Source organism: Streptomyces sp. NPDC001027, assembly GCF_040299045.1.
Classification (GTDB): Bacteria; Actinomycetota; Actinomycetes; order Streptomycetales; family Streptomycetaceae; genus Streptomyces.
The window spans coordinates 1-16,589 of the sequence record NZ_JBEPBI010000173.1; the positions used below are offsets into that span (position 1 = coordinate 1).

Genomic DNA, 16,589 nt, shown 5'->3' on the forward strand with positions numbered 1-16,589 from the left:
GTGAGGGGCAGCAGCTCCTCGACGCTCAGCGGCCGCGTGCCCTGGATCTCGGCCAGGTCGTCCGCGTCCGTGTCGAGAAGGGGCGTCACGGGGTGGCGGGCGTCGTCGGTGCGCAGGGCCGCGGCCCGGGCGAGGGCCTCGGCGGTGCGGTGCCGGAACACGTCCCTGGTGGTGAGTCCCAGACCTGCCCCGCGGGCCCGGACCAGCAGCTGGATGGCGGTGATGCTGTCGCCGCCGAGCGCGAGGAAGTCGTCCTCGGCCGTCACCGACGCGAGGCCCAGCACCTCGGCGAACAGGGTGCACAGGAGCCTTTCGCGCGGTGTCCGCGGCGGCCGTCCGGAGCTCATCGCCGCGTAGTCCGGGGCGGGCAGGGCACGGGCGTCGATCTTGCCGCTCGGGGTGACGGGCAGCGCGTGCAGGGGCACGAACGCCGAGGGGACCATGTGGTCGGGCAGCCACTCGGCGGCGTGCCCGCGCAGGGTCCTCATGAGCGCCGCGACATCGCGGAAGGGCGCGGGCCGGTTGGCGTGCGGGAAGCCGTGCGCGTCGCGGTAGAGGCCGGTGAGCGGTCCGTCGCCGCGGACGAGGACGGCGTCGAAGGCGCCGTCGTCGGCGGCGCCGCTCCAGGTGGTCGCGGCCCGGTAGCCGTGCTCGGCGGCCAGGGCGTGCAGGGCCTCGGGGTCGACGCCCGCGGCGGCCTCGCCGGCGCTGCCGTCGAGGGCGCGCGTTGCGGCGAGGTCGTCGGCGAGCCGGGCGTTGGGCACGCCGGTGACGCGCAGTCGGGGCGGCCGCCCGGCCAGCAGGCCGGCCAGGGCGGCGAGGTCGCCGCCCGCCGCGGCCCACGCGGTCTCCCGCTCGTCCAAGGCGGCGGGGGCGGGGGTCCCGGGGCGCAGGACCACGTCGTAGCGGTACCGGCTGAGTTCGTTGTGATGGACGGCGCGCTTGATCCGGATGTCGGCGTCGAAGCCGTCCAGAGAGGCGAAGAAGCCGGGGTCCAGGAGGAGTTCGCTCTCCCAGCGCACCGACCGTTCGACGGCCTCGCGCAACGCGCTCTTGTCCGCGGCTTCGTCGCCGCCCGGTGCGCGGCGGGTCTCCACGGCCGCCCGCAGGGTGCGCAGCAGCCGCAGGTTGCGGACGTCGCCGACGAGGATCCGCCCGCCCGGCGCGAGGAGGCCTGCGGCCCGGCGCAGCACGTCGACGAGGTAGTCGGCGTCCGGGAAGTACTGGACGACGGAGTTGAGGATCACGGTGTCGAAGAAGGCGGTGGGCAGGCCGTCGGTGTCGTGGGCGGGCCGGACGCTCAGTTCGACCCTGTCGGCCAGCTGCGGCGACGACGCCTCCAGTTGGGCGCGCAGGGCGGCGACGGCCTCGCCGGAGAGGTCGGCGCCCCAGTAGGTCTCGCAGTCGGGCGCCACCGCGGACAGGATCAGACCGCTGCCGACGCCGATCTCCAGCACCCGGCGCACGTCGCCGAGTTCGCGGATGCGCTCGACGGTGGCCGCGCGCCACTCGCGCATCTCGGCCACGGGCAGCGGGCGTCCGTCGTACATGCTGTTCCAGCCCGCGAAGTTCTCGCGGACGCCGTCGGCGTGCGAGCCCTCGGAACCGGCGGCGCGATAGAGGAGTTCGTGCAGCTCGCGCCATTCCTCGACGCGGTCGTCCGGGTCGTCGCCGCGCGGGGCGTCCAGGGCGGGGACGACGTAGGCGGCCAGGCGGCGGTCGCCGGGGCGGTCCTCGCGGGCGACGACGGTGACCTGGTCGACGGCCGGGTGGGAGCGCAGCACCGACTCGATCTCGCCCGGCTCGATCCGGAAGCCGCGGATCTTGATCTGGGCGTCGGCCCGGCCGAGGAACTCCAGTCGTCCGTCGGAGCGCCACCGGACGAGGTCGCCGGTGCGGTAGAGGCGTTCCCCGGGGGCGCCGAAGGGGTCGGCGACGAACCGTTCGGCGGTCAGTGCGGGGCGGCCGAGGTAGCCGCGGGCGAGTCCCTCGCCGCCGAGATACAGCTCACCCGTCACACCCGGCGGGACGGGCCGCAGCCAGGCGTCGAGGACGTACGCGCGCGTGCCCGGGTCGGGCACGCCGATCGGCACGACGGAACCGGCCGGGGCGCCGGGGTCGCACAGGCCCAGCGTGGAGTTGGTGGTCGCCTCGGTGGGGCCGTAGGCGTTGAACATCATCCGGCCCCGGGCGTAGCGGCCCACGAGTTCCGGGGAGACGCGCTCGGTTCCGGCCAGCAGGGTGGCGCCGGGCGGCAGTTCGACGTCGTCGGGCAGCGCGGCGAGCAGGGCGGGCGGCAGGATCATGAAGGTGATGCCGTGGCGGTGCGCGTAGTCGGCGAGCGGAGCGCCCGGCGCCCGCAGTTCGGCGGGGACGACGACGAGGCGGCCGCCGGAGAGCAGACCCAGGCACAGGTCCCAGAACGCCACGTCGAAGCTGGGCGAGGCGAACTGCAGGACGCGGCTGTGCGCGCCGACGCCGAAGCGTTCCTGCTGGGTGGCGACCAGTTTGGCGACACCGCTGTGGGCGAGCACCACGCCCTTGGGCCGGCCCGTCGATCCGGACGTGTAGATCACGTAGGCCGCGCCCGTCACGGCGAGCGCAGCGCCGCGGTCGGCGTCGGTCGGGTCGTGGGCAGGGCGTCCGGCCAGCTCCGCGAGGGTGTCGGGGGCGTCGAGCGCCAGGATCCGCATGCCGGGCCGTCCGGGCAGGTCGGGTGCGGTCTCCCGGTCGGTCACGAGGCAGACCGGCGCGGCGTCGTCGAGCATGTACGCGATGCGCTCGGCCGGGTAGTCGTGGTCGACGGGCAGATAGGCCGCTCCGGCCTTCAGGACGGCGACCTCGGCGACGATCAGGTCGGCCGAGCGGGGCAGCGCCAGCGCGACGATGCGCTCGGGACCCGCGCCCCGGGCGATCAGCGCGTGCGCGAGCCGGTTGGCCCGCGCGTCGAGTTCGGCGTAGGTCAGCCGCTGGTCCTCGAAGACCAGGGCGACGGCGTCCGGGCGGGCCCGTACCTGCTCGGCGAACAGGTTTGGCCAGGTGCGGACGGGGACGGTGTGGCCGGTGGCGTTCCAGTCGAGGACGACCTGTCGGTGCTCGTCGGCGTCCATGAGCGCGAGGTGGGCGACGGGCGCGCCGGGCCGTTCCAACGCGTCGGCGAGCAGTGCGCGGTAGTGGCCGAGGATGCGCCGCACGGTCGGGGCGTCGAAGAGTGTGGGGTCGTAGACGGCCCGCACCCCGCCGTCCGCCGCCTCCAGCAACAGGTCGACGGGGCCGGGCAGTTCGCCCGCGGGCCGGCCGGCGGTCCCGAAGGCGACGTTGACGAGGAGTCCGCCGCCGCGGGTGGGGCGCGGGGCCAGTTCCTCGACGAGCAGGGCGACGGGCAGCCGGTGGACGACCGCGTCGTCGTAGGCCTCCCGGACCCGGCGCGTGAGTTCGCGGAAGTCGGGTCCATGGGCGAGGGACACGCGTACCGGTACGCCGTCGTGTCCCACGGTCAGGTCGACGGCCGAGCTGTAGCGGTGCAGCAAGGCCGCGAAGGCGGCGAGGAGTTCCGTGTCCGGCGCGTCGGGAAGGCCGGTCAGCGCGCAGCTCTCCCGTGCGGCGGCCGGTGACGCGCCGTGCGGGCGGTCGACGGGCAGTGCGGTCTCGGACGGTGACGGAGTGAGCGTTCGGCGCCAAAAGGCCAGGACTTCTTCGGACCCGCACACGGCAGCGTGCCTCCCCAGGCTTCGTCCCGGCCTTGAGCCGGGGGATCGGCGTCATAGTAAGGTAAGGGTTACCTAATTTATAAGGGGTGACGCTGAGGACGTCCGGAGCGGGCGCAGGACCGGCGATGCGACGAACCGGCTGTCGCCCTACAGTTAAGGCAAGCCTGACCAAAGGAAGTTGACGTGGGGACCTCGAAGGTCCGGGCGGCCGCCGGCCCCCGCGCGGTACTGCTTCTGTCGCTCTCGTGCGCGGCGCTCCTCGCGCTGTGCGCGCTGTCGATGGCCTACGGCGCGCTCGACGTGCCCCTGCGGCAGGTGTGGGACACCCTGCTCGGCCGGGCGCCCGACTCCCGCGTGCACGACGTCGTCTGGTCGGTGCGGCTGCCGCGCACCGCGCTCGCCGTGGCCACCGGGGCCGCGCTCGGCCTCTCCGGCGCGCTGATGCAGGCGCTCACCCGCAACCCCCTCGCCGATCCCGGCATCCTCGGCGTGAGCGCGGGCGCGGCCTTCGCGGTGGTGCTCTCGGTCGGCGTGCTCGGCATCGGATCCCTGTACGGCTACATCTGGTTCGCGTTCGCCGGCGCGATGGCCGCGAGCGTGCTGGTCTACTTCCTGGGCGGGCTCGGCCGGTCCGGTTCCACCCCGGTGAAACTCGCCCTGGCCGGCGTCGCGGTGACGTCCGTGCTGTTCTCGCTGACCAGCGCGATCGCCCTCACCGACCCCGACGCGCTCAACCGGTACCGGTTCTGGTCGGCGGGCTCGCTCGCGGACCAGGACACGGAGGTGCTGCTGCGGGTGCTGCCCTTTCTCGCCGTGGGCGCGGTGCTCGCCTTCGCGACCGCCCCGTCCCTCAACAGCCTCGCCCTCGGCGACGACGTCGCGACCTCGCTCGGCCTGAGGCTGGGGCTGGTGCGGGTCCAGGGAGTCGTCGCCGTCACCCTGCTCACCGGCGGAGCCGTCGCCGTCATCGGGCCCGTGGTCTTCGTCGGGCTGGTCGTGCCGCACATCGCCCGCGTTCTCGCCCAGTACGCCGGCGTCGGCCCCGACCACCGCTGGCTGCTGCCGCTGTCGGCCGTTCTCGCGCCCTGTCTGCTGCTGGCCGCGGACATCGCGGGCCGGCTCGTGGACCGGCCGGTGGAGATCCAGGCGGGCGTCCTGGTGGCCTTCGTCGGCGGCCCGTTCTTCATCGCGCTGGTCCGCCGCCGACGTCTCGTGGAGCTGTGAGCCGTGCGGCCCGCCTCCGCCCGGCGCCACGCCGTCCGTCCCGAGCCGCCGGGGCCCCGCGCCACGGCCCGGACGTGGATCTCGCGCCGACGACGGCCGTCTCCGCCGCCGGGCGTCGGCCCGCACCGCCCTCCCGCCCGTCCCGTCCTCCTGGGGAGCCGCACGCCATGACCACCGAGCTCACACCGGCGGCGGGCCACGCGGTCCCCGGCGGCCGCGAACCCGACGAGGCCCCCGGGAAGGGTCCCGCGGACCGGCCGACCCGGCGTCGCACCGCCGACCGGATCCCCTTCCGGCTCTCCGTGCCGCCCGTCTCCGGGCTGCTGCGGCCCCGACTGCTGGCCGTGTCGCTGGTGCTCGCCGCGGCCGCGTTCCTGGCGTTCTGCGCGGAGACGGCCGTCGGCGATCTTCCCCTGTCGCTCGCCGACGTGACCCGCGCCCTGGTGGGCGCCGGCGATCCCGGCACCCGTCTGATCGTCCACGAACTGCGGCTGCCGCGCTCTCTGGCGGGGCTCCTGGTCGGCGTGGCGTTCGGGGTCTCGGGGGCACTGCTCCAGGCCATGACGCGCAACCCGCTGGCCAGCCCCGACATGCTGGGCGTCACCCAGGGCGCGGGCGTCGCCGTGGTGGCCGGCATCGTCCTGGGCCAGGACGGCGGGCTCAGCACCGAGGTCCTCGGCCTCGCGGGCGCGTCGGGCGCGGCGGCGGCGGTGTACGCGCTGGCGTGGAAACGCGGCGCCAGCGGCTACCGGATCGTGCTGGTCGGCGTCGGCGTCTCCTGGATCTGCACCAGCGCCACCGACTACCTCATGGCCCGCGGGGAGCGCTTCCAGGCCCAGGCGGCGCTCGGCTGGCTGGTCGGCAACCTCAACGGCCGCACCTGGGACCAGATCACCCCGCTCGCCCTGGCCCTGGCCGTCCTGCTGCCGGCGGCGCTGCTGCTCGGACGGCTGATGCGGACCCTGGAGCTCGGCGACGACGTGGCGCGCGGCCTGGGCACCCGGGTGCAGACGGTGCGGGTGGCCGTCCTGCTGGTCTCGGTGGGCCTCGTGGCGTTCGGCACGGCGACGGCGGGACCGGTCGCCTTCGTCGCGCTCGCCGCCCCGCAGATCGCCGGGCGGCTGGCGGGCACGGCGTCCCCGCCGCCCTTCGCCGCGGGCCTCATGGGCGCCGTGCTGGTGCTCGGGTCCGACCTCGCCGCGCGCAGGCTCCTGCCGGAGACCGAACTGCCGGTCGGGATCGTGACGGGCGTCCTCGGCGCACCCGTCCTGTTGTGGCTGCTCGTCCGCGCCAACCGCGCCGGCTCAGGAGGCTGAAGACGTGTCATCGACCCACGAAGGGCCCGCCCGCCCCGCCGACGGCCCCGACCTGCGGGCCGTGGGGCTGCGGCTGGCCTACGACGACCGGATCGTCGTCGACGGGCTGGACCTCGCGGTCCCGCCCGGGCGGATCACGGCGATCGTCGGCGCCAACGCGTGCGGCAAGTCGACCCTGTTGCGGGCGCTGGCCCGGCTGCTCGCCCCGAAGGCGGGAGCCGTCCACCTCGACGGGCGCGAGGTGCACTCGTTCCCGACCCGGGCCCTGGCGCAGAAGCTGGGCATTCTGCCGCAGACGCCGGTCGCGCCCGAGGGGCTGACCGTCGTCGACCTGGTGGGACGGGGCCGCGCACCGCACCAGAGCTGGTGGCGGCAGTGGTCGTCCGCCGACGAGGAGGCCGTCCACGAGGCGCTGCGCGCCACGGCCATGAGCGACCTCGCCCACCGGGCCGTCGACGAGCTGTCCGGCGGCCAGCGGCAGCGTGCCTGGATCGCGATGGCGGTCGCCCAGGGGACGCCGGTGATGCTGCTGGACGAGCCGACCACCTATCTCGATCTGGCCCATCAGATCGACGTCCTCGACCTCGTCGCCGACCTGAACCGGCATCAGGGCCGCACCGTCGTCATGGTCCTGCACGACCTCAACCAGGCGTGCCGTTACGCGGACCACGTGGTCGCCATGAAGGCGGGACGCGTCGTGGCGGAGGGCGTGCCCGGCGAGGTCGTCACCGCCGCGCTCGTCGAGGACGTGTTCGGCCTGCGCTGCGTCGTCGGCGAGGACCCGGTCAGCGGGACCCCGATGGTCTTCCCGACGAGCCGTCACCACCCGGGCGCCGCCCCCGACACCGCCCCGGCGCACGCTCCCGCGGCGACGGGCGCGTAGCCGCCTGGAGCGGACAGGGCGGAGGCTACCGACAGGACGGACGGTAACGACAGGCGGACGGTACCGACAGGGCGGATAGGGCGACGGACTGTGCGGCCCCGAAAGCCACTCCATGACGGCCACGGCACGGCGACCACGGCTGGGCGACCACAGCTGGGCAGTCGCCGCCCGGCGGTTGCCGCCCGACAGTCGCCGCCCGGCCGGCGGTCGCGGCCGTATCGCCGGGCAGCGACACCGGGCGCGCGCGGGCGGCGCGCGGGCGGCGGCTGCGTCCCTCACGGACGGTGCGTCAGATACCCGCCCATGGTGCGGAAGTAGTCGGCCGCCGCGTGCTCGGCGCCGTCCTCGGTGCGCACCCGCCTCACCAGAAGGCCGGGCAGCCGACCGGTGCGCGCTGCCGAGCCGGCCACCACGACGACTCCGTCGCCCTCCCGGATGAAGATCCGTCCGGGAGTCCCGCCGTACCGTCCCTCCGACACCGCGGCCGAGACGATCCGCAGACGCTGGCCCCGGTGGTGGGTGAACGCGTTCGGATACGGGTCGGACTGGGCCCGCACCAAGCGCTCCAGGTCCTCGGCCGGCCACGTCCAGTCGATCCGGCTGTCCTCCAGCGCCCGCTTGTGGAAGAAGGTCGCCCGGGAGCGGTCCTGCGGAGTCCACACGGCCCGCCCCGAGGCGATCAGGCCGAGGGACTCGGTGACCAGGGGGCCGATCAGGTCGACCGTGCGGTGGAACAGGTCCGTCGCGGTGTCGGCGGCGCCGACGGGCACCGAACGCTGCATGAGCACGTCCCCCGCGTCGAGTTCGGCGTCCATGCGGTGGGCGGTGACGCCGACGTGGCGCTCTCCGTTGATGAGGGCCCAGATCAGCGGCGAGAAGCCGGCGTAGGCGGGCAGCAGCGAGTCGTGGACGTTGAGCGTGCCGTGCGGCGGGAGATCGAAGATCTCGGGCGGCAGCCAGGTACGCCAGTTGTTCGCGACGATGACGTCCGGTTCGGCGGCCTTGAGCGCGGCCAGCAGTTCCTCGTCGCCGGGTCGGTTGCGCAGCAGGACCGGCACACCGTGCCGGGCCGCGAGATCGGCGACCGAGTCGTTCCAGATCTTCTCGTAGACGTGGTCGCTCGCCGGATGCGTGACGACCAGCACCACGTCGTGCTCGGAGTCCAACAGCGCCTGCAGCGTCCGGTGTCCCCAAGTCTGGTAACCGAACATGACAACTCGCATGTGTTTCCCTCTCAAGCATTGATAGGTAAGGCTAACCTTATCTAGCATGTGTCTGCTGGGGGGAGACCGTGGACGGCTGCAATACCCCCCGTGTCCGCTCTACGGAAGGCGATGACGCGGTGACGACCCTGCACGACAGGCCCGGCTCCCGGGACGACACGTACGACGTTCTGGGCATCGGATTCGGCCCGTCCAACCTGGCCCTCGCGATCGCCCTCCACGAGCACGACGCCGGGGCCCCGGCGGGCGAGCGGCTGCGGGCCGCCTTCCTGGAGCGGCAGCCGCGGTTCGGCTGGCACCGCGGGATGCTCATCGACGACGCCACGATGCAGGTGTCCTTCCTCAAGGACCTGGTGACGATGCGCGACCCCACCAGCGACTTCAGCTTCCTGTGCTTCCTGCGCGAACAGGGCAGACTCGCCGACTTCCTGAACCAGAAGACGCTCTTCCCGCTGCGCATCGAGTTCCACGACTACTTCGCGTGGGCGGCGGCCCGCCTCGGTCACCTCGTCGAGTACTCCGCCGAGGTGGTGTCCGTGCTGCCGGTCCTCGAGGACGGCGAGGTGCGCGCGTTCGACGTCGCCACCCGCGACCCCGCCACCCCAGGCGCGCTGACGGTCCGCCGCACCCGCGCCCTGTGTGTCGCCACGGGCCTCGAACCGCACCTGCCGCCCGGCATCACGCCCTCCGAACGGGTCTGGCACACCAGCGAGTTGCTGCCACGCGTCGAGCAACTGGCGCGTTCCGGCGGACCGGTGCGCCGTGCTGTCGTGCTCGGCGCGGGCCAGAGCGCCGCCGAAGCCGTGGACTACCTCCACCGCAGCTTCCCCGAGGCGGAGATCTGCTCCGTCTTCGCGAAGTACGGCTACACCCCCGCGGACGACAGTCCGTTCGCCAACCGGATCTTCGACCCGGAGGCCGTCGACGTCTACTACGGGGCGCCGTCCGCCGTGAAGCAGTCGCTGCACGACTACCACCGCAGCACCAACTACTCGGTGGTGGACATGGACTTGATCGAGTCGCTGTCCCGGACGATGTACCGGGAGAAGGTACAGGGCAGGCAGCGGCTCCGGATGCTCAACGTCTCCAGGCTGCGCGAGGTCGCCCCGGCGGCCGACGGGGTGCGGGTCAGCGTGGAGTTCCTGCCGACGGGCGAGGAGGCGGAGCTCGACTCGGACCTGCTCGTGTACGCCACCGGCTACCAGCCGCGCGGGCTGGGCGAGAACCTCGGCGAGATCGCCAAGGTCTGTCTGCGCGACGAGGAGGACGCCCTGCTCGTCGGCCGCGACCACCGGGTCGGGACCGCGGCCCACGTGCACGCCGACGTCTATCTCCAGGGCGGCACCGAGCACAGCCACGGACTGACCTCGACGCTGCTGTCCACGACCGCCGTGCGCGCCGGGGAGATCCTCGGCTCGCTCCTCGCCCGCCGCGCCGCCGCGCAGGCCGTTCCGGCGGACGGCCCGACACAGCGGTGAGAACAAAGATGCGGGCAGATCGCGGGCAACCCCCTGGGCACGTCACCCGTCTCAGACGGCAAAGGGGATGATTCAGCTCATCCCACCCGACTCGTTCCAACGGGGGAACACATGGGTCTCACTCGCAGGGGCAGCACGCGCGGCGTCACCGCCGCAGCCCTCCTCGCTCTGGCGGCGACCACGCTCGGGGCGGCCGACTCCCGAGCAGCCGGCGCCGGCGCGGCCGACGCCGTCTCCGCGGCGCCGCAGACACATCAGATCGCCTCGTCCGTCCTCGGCTCCGACTACAAGATCACCCTCACGGCCCTGCGCTCCACCTCGGACCCGTACGCGGCGTCCGTGCGGCTGCAGGTCTACACGCAGGTCAACGGCGCATGGAAGGAGTCGGACCGGGTCAGGGTGGGCGGAGTGGACAGCTGGTTCTGGTATCCGCTCACGGGCAGCCAGGCGGTCTGTCAGCTGTCCACCGCCTCCACCCGGCCCGCCCCGCTCACCGTGAGCCTGCTGCGCACGCCGTCGATCGGCTGCTCGGCGCCGGCGCGGTACGTGGTCAAGCAGGGAGGCATTCACGCCGGCTGACACCGCGGCGGCCGCCCCGGAGGCCGACCGCGCCCGTGCGCGCCGGTCGGTCGCCGGGGCGGCGTGCGCGGTTACTGTCGCCCGCATGGACCGTGAACGCCGAGCCCGGCTCCGGTGTCTGCTCGCCGGCGCCGTGTTCGCCGTGTGCATGGCCGGCACCACGCTGCCCACCCCCCTCTACAGCCTCTACCAGGAGAAGTTCGGCTTCTCCGAGCTGACGGTCACCGTCGTGTACGCCGTGTACGCCTTCGGCGTCATCGGGATCCTGCTGCTGGCGGGCAACGCCTCCGACACCGTCGGCCGGCGTCCGGTGCTGCTGGGGGGCCTGGGCCTCGCGGCCGCGAGCGCGGTCTGCTTCCTGTGCGCCACCGGGCTTGGCTGGCTGTACGCGGGGCGGCTGCTGTCGGGGTTCTCCGCCGGCCTGTGCACCGGGGCCGCCACGGCGTACGTGATGGACCTCGCCCCGCCCGGCGGCGCCGCCCGGGCCACCCTCGTGGCGACGGCCGCCAACATGGGCGGCCTCGGCTGCGGTCCGCTGCTGGCGGGGGTGCTCGCCCAGTACGCGGACCGGCCGTTGTACCTGCCGTTCGCCGTGCACCTCGTCCTGATCGCGGGCTCGGCCGCCGTCCTCGCGCGCCTTCCGGAGACCGTGGCGGACCGGGGACCGTTCGGCGCGGTGCGTCCCCAGCGGCCCGGTCTGCCGCCGCGGGTGCGGCCCGTGTTCGGACCGGCGGCCGCCGCCTCCTTCGCCGGATTCGCGCTGTTCGGCGTGTTCACCTCGGTCAGCCCGGCGTTTCTCGCCCAGTCACTGGACGTCGACGACCACGCCGTGAGCGGGCTCGTCGTCGCGTCGGCCTTCTTCGCGTCCATCGCCGGGCAGACGGCCGTCGGCCGCATCGGCGTGGCACGCTCGCTGCCGCTGGGCTGCGCCGTGCTCCTGGCCGGTCTGGCACTGCTCGCGGGCGCGCTGCGCTGGGACCTGCTCGCGCTGGTCGTGCTCAGCGCGGTCGTCGGCGGGGCCGGGCAGGGCATGACCTTCCGCGGCGCGCTGTCCGCGGTGGCCGCGGCCTCCCCGTCGGAGCAGCGCGCGGCCGTGATCTCGACGCTCTTCGTGGTGGCCTACACGGGGATCTCGGTGCCGGTGATCGGTGTGGGCGTGCTGGTGGGCCCCCTCGGCCTGGAGGGCGCCGGCCTGGTGTTCATCGCGTGCATGGCCGCACTCGTGTCTTTGGCGGCTGCCTACCTGCTGCGCCGACCGGCGCCGGCGAAGGGCTGACCGTCCGGCGGGGCCGGCCGCCCGCCCGCGTGCACGCCTGGCCGCGTCCGTACGGGTGGGTTCGGCCCCCCGGCGAAGCGGGACGGGGCGGTCGCGCGTTGTGCAGACCCCATCCGTCATCACGTCATCACGGGAAAGGCCCTTCGATGCGACGTACCGCTCTGCTCGCCGTCTGCGCCCTGGTCAGCGCCGCGGCCACGGGTTTCTTCACCACCAGCGCCCTGCGCAGCCGCTGACGACGCGGCCGGGGCGGCCCCTGCGGCCTCCCCGGCCCGGGTTCTGCGTACCCGCGCGCGCACCGCACCCTCGGCCCGCGCGCCCCCTTCATCGTCGCGCCCCGCGTTCCGCCCGCGTGTGCCGCACCGCTTTCCGGCCCCGCGCTCTCAGTGCCGTACGAGCGGCTCCTGCGGCGTCTTCTCGGTGTGCGCCGCGCCGCCGGGATGCCGGCCGGCGCACAGGAATCCGATGCCCAGGGCGATGGCCATCCCGTAGAACACCCACTGGTTGGCCTGGGCGAAGTCCATGCGGATCGCGGACATCGACTCCCGCACGGCGGTCGCGACCGGCCCGTCCCCACTGGGCTGCCGGTTGTCGGCGTTGCCGGTCACCGATTCGGCGACCCCCCGTGCCGCGTCTCCTGCGGCCCCGGCCGGCACCCCGCGCGACTCGAGGGTGTTCTGCACGTTGTCGGTCATGGCGTGGGTCAGCATGGTGCCGAAGATCGCGAGGCCGACGCTCGCCGCGTAGTTGCGGATCGTCTGCGTGATGCCCGTGACCTCGCCGTACGAGGCGTCGATCGCCCGGTTGACGGCGTCCGTCGAAGCGGGAGCGAGGATGAAGCCGATGCCGGCGCCCGCCAGGGCCGCGTAGGGCCACTGGTCGTGCATGGACAGATCGGTCAGTTTCCCGGCCCACAGGGCGAAGCCGACGGCCCCGACCACGCAGCCGATCCTCAGGGCGGGCCGCGCGCCGCGTTTGTCGAGGATCCGCCCGCCCCACTGCGAGGCGAGCGCGAAGCCCGCGAAGAAGTACAGCAGGTACAGCGCCGCCTGGTTGGGCGAGGCGCTCAAGGACACCTGGGCGTAGACGGAGGCGAAGAAGAACAGCGGGACGAACGCGAGCATGGCGAAGAACAGCACGACCGAGTCGACGACGAAGGCCCGGTCCCGGAAGACCGCGAGCCTCACCAGCGGGCTGGCCGTGCGCAGTTCGTAGCGGCAGAACACCCACAGCACGGCGAGACCGCCCACGACGCAGACCCAGGTGAGCACGCTGTCCCAGCCCCACGCCGAGGCCTGCTGGAAGCCGAGCACGCTCGCGCCCATGCCGACGGCGATCAGCACCGCGCCCGGGACGTCCAGTTTCTCGTCGCGGCGGCGGTCCGACACGCGGGCGAGCGCCGTCAGGATCAGCGCGACGACGGCCACGGGCACGTTGACCCAGAAGATGGCGCGCCAGGTCCAGTCCGTGAGCCAGCCGCCGAGCAGCGGACCCAGCGCCGTCAGTGCCCCGGTGACGCCGAAGAACAGCGCCAGCGCGCGACCGCGTCGCTCCACCGGGAACACCGCCACGACCACGGCCAGGGCCGCGGGGAAGAGCAGCGCGGCGCCGAACCCCTGCGTCGCGCGGAAGACGACGAGCCAGGTCAGTGCCAGGTCGCCGCGCGGGACACAGCCGCACAGGACCGACGAGATCACGAACACCAGGGTGCCGATCACGACGATGCGTCGGGGACCGAACAGGTCCGCCAGACGCCCTCCGAGAGCGAAGAAGGCGGCCAGCGCCAGGAGATAGGCGTTGACCACCCACTGCATGCCGGAGGCGGACAGGCCCAACTCGTCGACGATATCCGGCGTCGCGATCGCCACGATGGTCTGGTCGATGAACGTCATCGCCACCGCGAACATCATGGCCGCGAGCGCCACCGACGGTGACGGCGCACCGGGGCCCGCCGGGCTGTTACCCGGCCGCTGCTTGGTGTACATGCCAGTCATCACCTCAGTCTGCGCCCGGTCGACCGGTGACGCATGTGCTGAGCGAAACGGTCCTGGGCTCGGCAGGCGTGGCCGCCCGGGCCGGGCCGGGCCAGCCGGGCCGGGCCGGGCCAGCCGGGCCGGGCCGGGCCAGCCGGGCCGGGCCAGCCGGTGGCGACACCTGCCCTCGGCGGACGCGCCACGACGCCCGGGACTGAGGCTCTCCGGCCCCTGCACGGCAGGGGGATCGGGCCGGGGCCGTCCCGCATCGGTCTCAGCAGCCGACAGGAAGCGCCAGGTCACGCGCTCACGACCGCCTCAGCGTCCCCTGGGGACGCGTTGCGCTGACACGCCTCCGCCGAGTCGTGACAACCTCGGTCCCGCCGAACGGGGCGCAGACGCCGGGGACTTGGGCTCGGCGCCTGCCGCTCGGGTCGGCCGGGCTCCCTCGGGGGAGGGCCCGGCGTCGGCCCCGCGCACGCCGCGCCGGTGCGACCGGCCACGTCCACCACGTCCCGGGCGCCGGGACACTCGCCCGGGGCACGACCCGCAACCCCGCAACCCCACACCCCGCACCCCGCACCCCGGACACGGCACACCCGGCACGAGACCCCCACCGGCCGCAGGACACGGGCGCAGGCCCCAGACCTCAGGCCCAGTGGCAGGACACAGGACACAGGACAAGGAATCCCATGACCAGATCGGCTCGGCATCCGGCTCATCGCCCGGCCCCGTTCCTCGCCACGATGCTGCTGACGGCCGCCCTCGGCCTCGCCGGGGCGGTTCCGAGCGACGCCGCCCCCAACGGGACGGCCTCACGACCCGCTGCCGCGGCGGCCGTAGACGCGGCCGGGTCGGGCGTCACGGCCGCAGCCGCGGTCTGCGGTCACACAGACGAACAACCGCTGCTGGCGCAGGGATCGGCGGGCCTCGCGACGCGCGAGGCCCAGTGCGAGCTGAACCTGGCCACCAAGACCGGGCGCCACACGCCGATCGCGGCGGACGGGTCCTTCGGAGCCGGCACGGCGGAACGGGTCCGGACGTTCCAGCGGTGCGCGGGACTGACCGCCGACGGTGAGATCGGGCCCGGCACCTGGGCCGCGCTCAACGCCCGCGCCGCCCGTCCGCGGCCCTGCGCGCCCGACGGCGCGGCGACCGCCCCGCAGGCCTCCGTGTGCGGACACACCGACACGCGTCCCACGCTGCGCCGGGGCACGAAGGGCGCCGCGGTCGCGGAGTTGCAGTGCCGTCTGAACCTGGCGATGGAACCGGGCCACTACCCGCCGCTCTCGATCGACGGCGACTTCGGCGGCGGCACCGAGAACCGGGTCGTCGAGTTCCAGATGTGCGCCAACCTGGGCACGGACGGCGTCGTCGGCCCCAACACCTGGGCCAAGCTCGCCGATTGGTCGAGCCGCGACGCGTACTGCACGCCGCCGCGGCCGACCGGGTATCCGATCGACGGTCTGGACACCGCCAAGTACCAGCATCCCGGCGGCGCTCCCATCGACTGGGCCGCCGTGCGGGCGGCGGGCGTGGAGTTCGCCACCGTCAAGGCCACCCGAGGGCTCGACGTGACGGACGAGTACCTCGCCTCCGACATGAACGCGGCCAGGGCGGTGGGACTCGCGGTCGCCCCCTACCACTTCTACACCGGCGCCGCCGCCGGCACCGGCGCCGCACAGGCCGACCGGTTCATCGCCGCGGTGCGCGCGGCCGGCTACACCGGACGGCGTCCCGGAGACCTGCCGCCCGTCTTCGACCTGGAGCGCATGGACGACGGCAGCGGCCGTTGCCCGGCGCATCTGACGGTCGCGGACGCCACCGCCTGGCTCGACGCGGTGGAGGCCGCCTTCGGCCGCAGGCCCGTCGTCTACACCCAGAAGTCGTTCCTCGACGACTGCCTGGGCTCGACTCCGGCGTTCGCCGCCTATCCGCTGCAGCTCGCGGACTACCGTCAGTCGATCACCGCGCCGCCCCTGCCGAACGGCTCGGGCACCTGGCTCATGTGGCAGTACACCGAGTCCGCGCTCTTCGACGGCATCCAGGCCCCGGCCACCGCGGACGTCTTCAACGGCGCCCAGGAGGATCTCGACCGGCTCGCCAACCGCTGACCCGGCCCGCCGGCGTGCGCGTCGGCCCGGCGTGCGCGTCGGCCCGGCCGGGGGGAAGCTGACGATCATGGCACGCAAGCGGGCGGCACCGCACGGGGCGGACGGGGCGGACGGCGTGGAGCAGGTCCTCGACGCGCTCTACACCACGCCGCCGTCCGACTTCGTCACCCGGCGTGAGCAGGAGGCCCTCGCGGCACGGTCCGAGGGGCGCGCGGACGACGCCCGCCGGATCCGGGCCGCCCGCCGCCCCACGCAGGCGGCCTGGGCGGCGAACCTGCTGGTGCGCGCCCTGCCGCAGGAGAGCCGCCGCTTCCTCGAACTGGGGCAGGCGCTGCGCGAGGCCTACCGCACGCTGGACGCCGACGGCGTCAAGGAGCTGTCCGAGCAGCGGCGCGGCATCGTCTCGGCGCTGTCCCGGCAGGCGGCGGAGCTGGCGCACGAGGCCGGGCACCGTTTGTCGGACGGCGTCCGGCAGGACGTCGACGCCACCCTCCGCGCCGTCCTCGCCGACCAGGACGCGGCGGACCGCTGGGCGGCCGGCCGCTTGGAGAGCGCCCTCACCCCGCCGGCAGACTTCCCGGCCCACTCGGCCCACTCGGCCGGCACGGTCGGCACGGCGACGGGCGGCCGGACCGGGCGCGCCGGGGCGAAGGCGGCGCGGGCGGAGACGCCGCGGCCGTCGTCGCGGTCGCGCAGGCAGGACGAGCTCGGCGAGCGGCGCCGCCGGCGCCAGGAGCAGCTCGAAGCCGCCCGGCGCCGCGCCGCGGCAGCCCCCCGCCCCCGGCACCCACAAACACCCCCCCCGCCCGCCCC

At 74.3% G+C, this 16,589-nt stretch carries 11 protein-coding genes; 8 read left to right on the plus strand and 3 right to left on the minus strand.

The window, feature by feature from the left end; genetic code table 11:
• Positions 1 to 3,710, minus strand: a 3,710-nt coding sequence (locus ABT300_RS31775) for a non-ribosomal peptide synthetase (RefSeq protein ID WP_351683001.1), incomplete at its 3' end; no start/stop codon positions are given.
• Between the two features lie 183 nt (positions 3,711 to 3,893).
• Here ABT300_RS31775 and ABT300_RS31780 point away from each other — a divergent pair.
• From ABT300_RS31780 to ABT300_RS31790, 3 genes are all read left to right on the plus strand, one after another.
• Positions 3,894 to 4,934 carry a FecCD family ABC transporter permease gene (locus ABT300_RS31780; protein WP_351683003.1) on the plus strand — a complete coding sequence of 347 codons (1,041 nt, stop codon included), beginning with the start codon at positions 3,894 to 3,896 and terminating at the stop codon, positions 4,932 to 4,934.
• 167 nt (positions 4,935 to 5,101) lie between these two features.
• Positions 5,102 to 6,250, plus strand: coding sequence for a FecCD family ABC transporter permease (locus ABT300_RS31785; RefSeq protein WP_351683006.1), 1,149 nt, complete (start codon positions 5,102 to 5,104; stop codon positions 6,248 to 6,250).
• A 4-nt stretch (positions 6,251 to 6,254) separates the two neighbouring features.
• Positions 6,255 to 7,133, plus strand: coding sequence for an ABC transporter ATP-binding protein (locus ABT300_RS31790; protein WP_351683009.1), 879 nt, complete (start codon positions 6,255 to 6,257; stop codon positions 7,131 to 7,133).
• 275 nt (positions 7,134 to 7,408) lie between these two features.
• Here ABT300_RS31790 and ABT300_RS31795 read toward each other — a convergent pair whose 3' ends face one another.
• Positions 7,409 to 8,356, minus strand: a complete 948-nt coding sequence (locus tag ABT300_RS31795) for a methionyl-tRNA formyltransferase (RefSeq protein WP_351683012.1) — start codon at positions 8,354 to 8,356, stop codon at positions 7,409 to 7,411.
• Positions 8,357 to 8,475: 119 nt separating this feature from the next.
• Here ABT300_RS31795 and ABT300_RS31800 point away from each other — a divergent pair, with 119 nt between their 5' ends.
• The 3 genes from ABT300_RS31800 to ABT300_RS31810 all read left to right on the plus strand — a co-directional run bounded on the left by ABT300_RS31800 (position 8,476) and on the right by ABT300_RS31810 (position 11,689).
• Positions 8,476 to 9,834, plus strand: coding sequence for a lysine N(6)-hydroxylase/L-ornithine N(5)-oxygenase family protein (locus tag ABT300_RS31800; protein ID WP_351683014.1), 1,359 nt, complete (start codon positions 8,476 to 8,478; stop codon positions 9,832 to 9,834).
• Positions 9,835 to 9,945: 111 nt separating this feature from the next.
• Positions 9,946 to 10,413: a hypothetical protein gene (locus tag ABT300_RS31805; RefSeq protein ID WP_351683017.1), complete on the plus strand. Its 468-nt coding sequence runs from the start codon at positions 9,946 to 9,948 to the stop codon at positions 10,411 to 10,413.
• Positions 10,414 to 10,498: 85 nt separating this feature from the next.
• Complete coding sequence (locus ABT300_RS31810) at positions 10,499 to 11,689, plus strand: MFS transporter (protein WP_351683020.1); 1,191 nt, start codon at positions 10,499 to 10,501, stop codon at positions 11,687 to 11,689.
• A gap of 383 nt (positions 11,690 to 12,072) precedes the next feature.
• Here the strand turns inward: ABT300_RS31810 and ABT300_RS31815 are convergent, their stop codons facing one another.
• On the minus strand, positions 12,073 to 13,674 hold the full coding sequence (locus ABT300_RS31815; protein WP_351683028.1) for an MFS transporter: 1,602 nt from the start codon (positions 13,672 to 13,674) through the stop codon (positions 12,073 to 12,075).
• Positions 13,675 to 14,354: 680 nt separating this feature from the next.
• Between ABT300_RS31815 and ABT300_RS31820 the strand changes: the two genes are divergently transcribed.
• Positions 14,355 to 15,776, plus strand: coding sequence for a GH25 family lysozyme (locus ABT300_RS31820; RefSeq protein WP_351683023.1), 1,422 nt, complete (start codon positions 14,355 to 14,357; stop codon positions 15,774 to 15,776).
• Positions 15,777 to 15,843: 67 nt separating this feature from the next.
• On the plus strand, positions 15,844 to 16,589 hold a 746-nt coding region (locus tag ABT300_RS31825), incomplete at its 3' end, for a hypothetical protein (protein ID WP_351683025.1).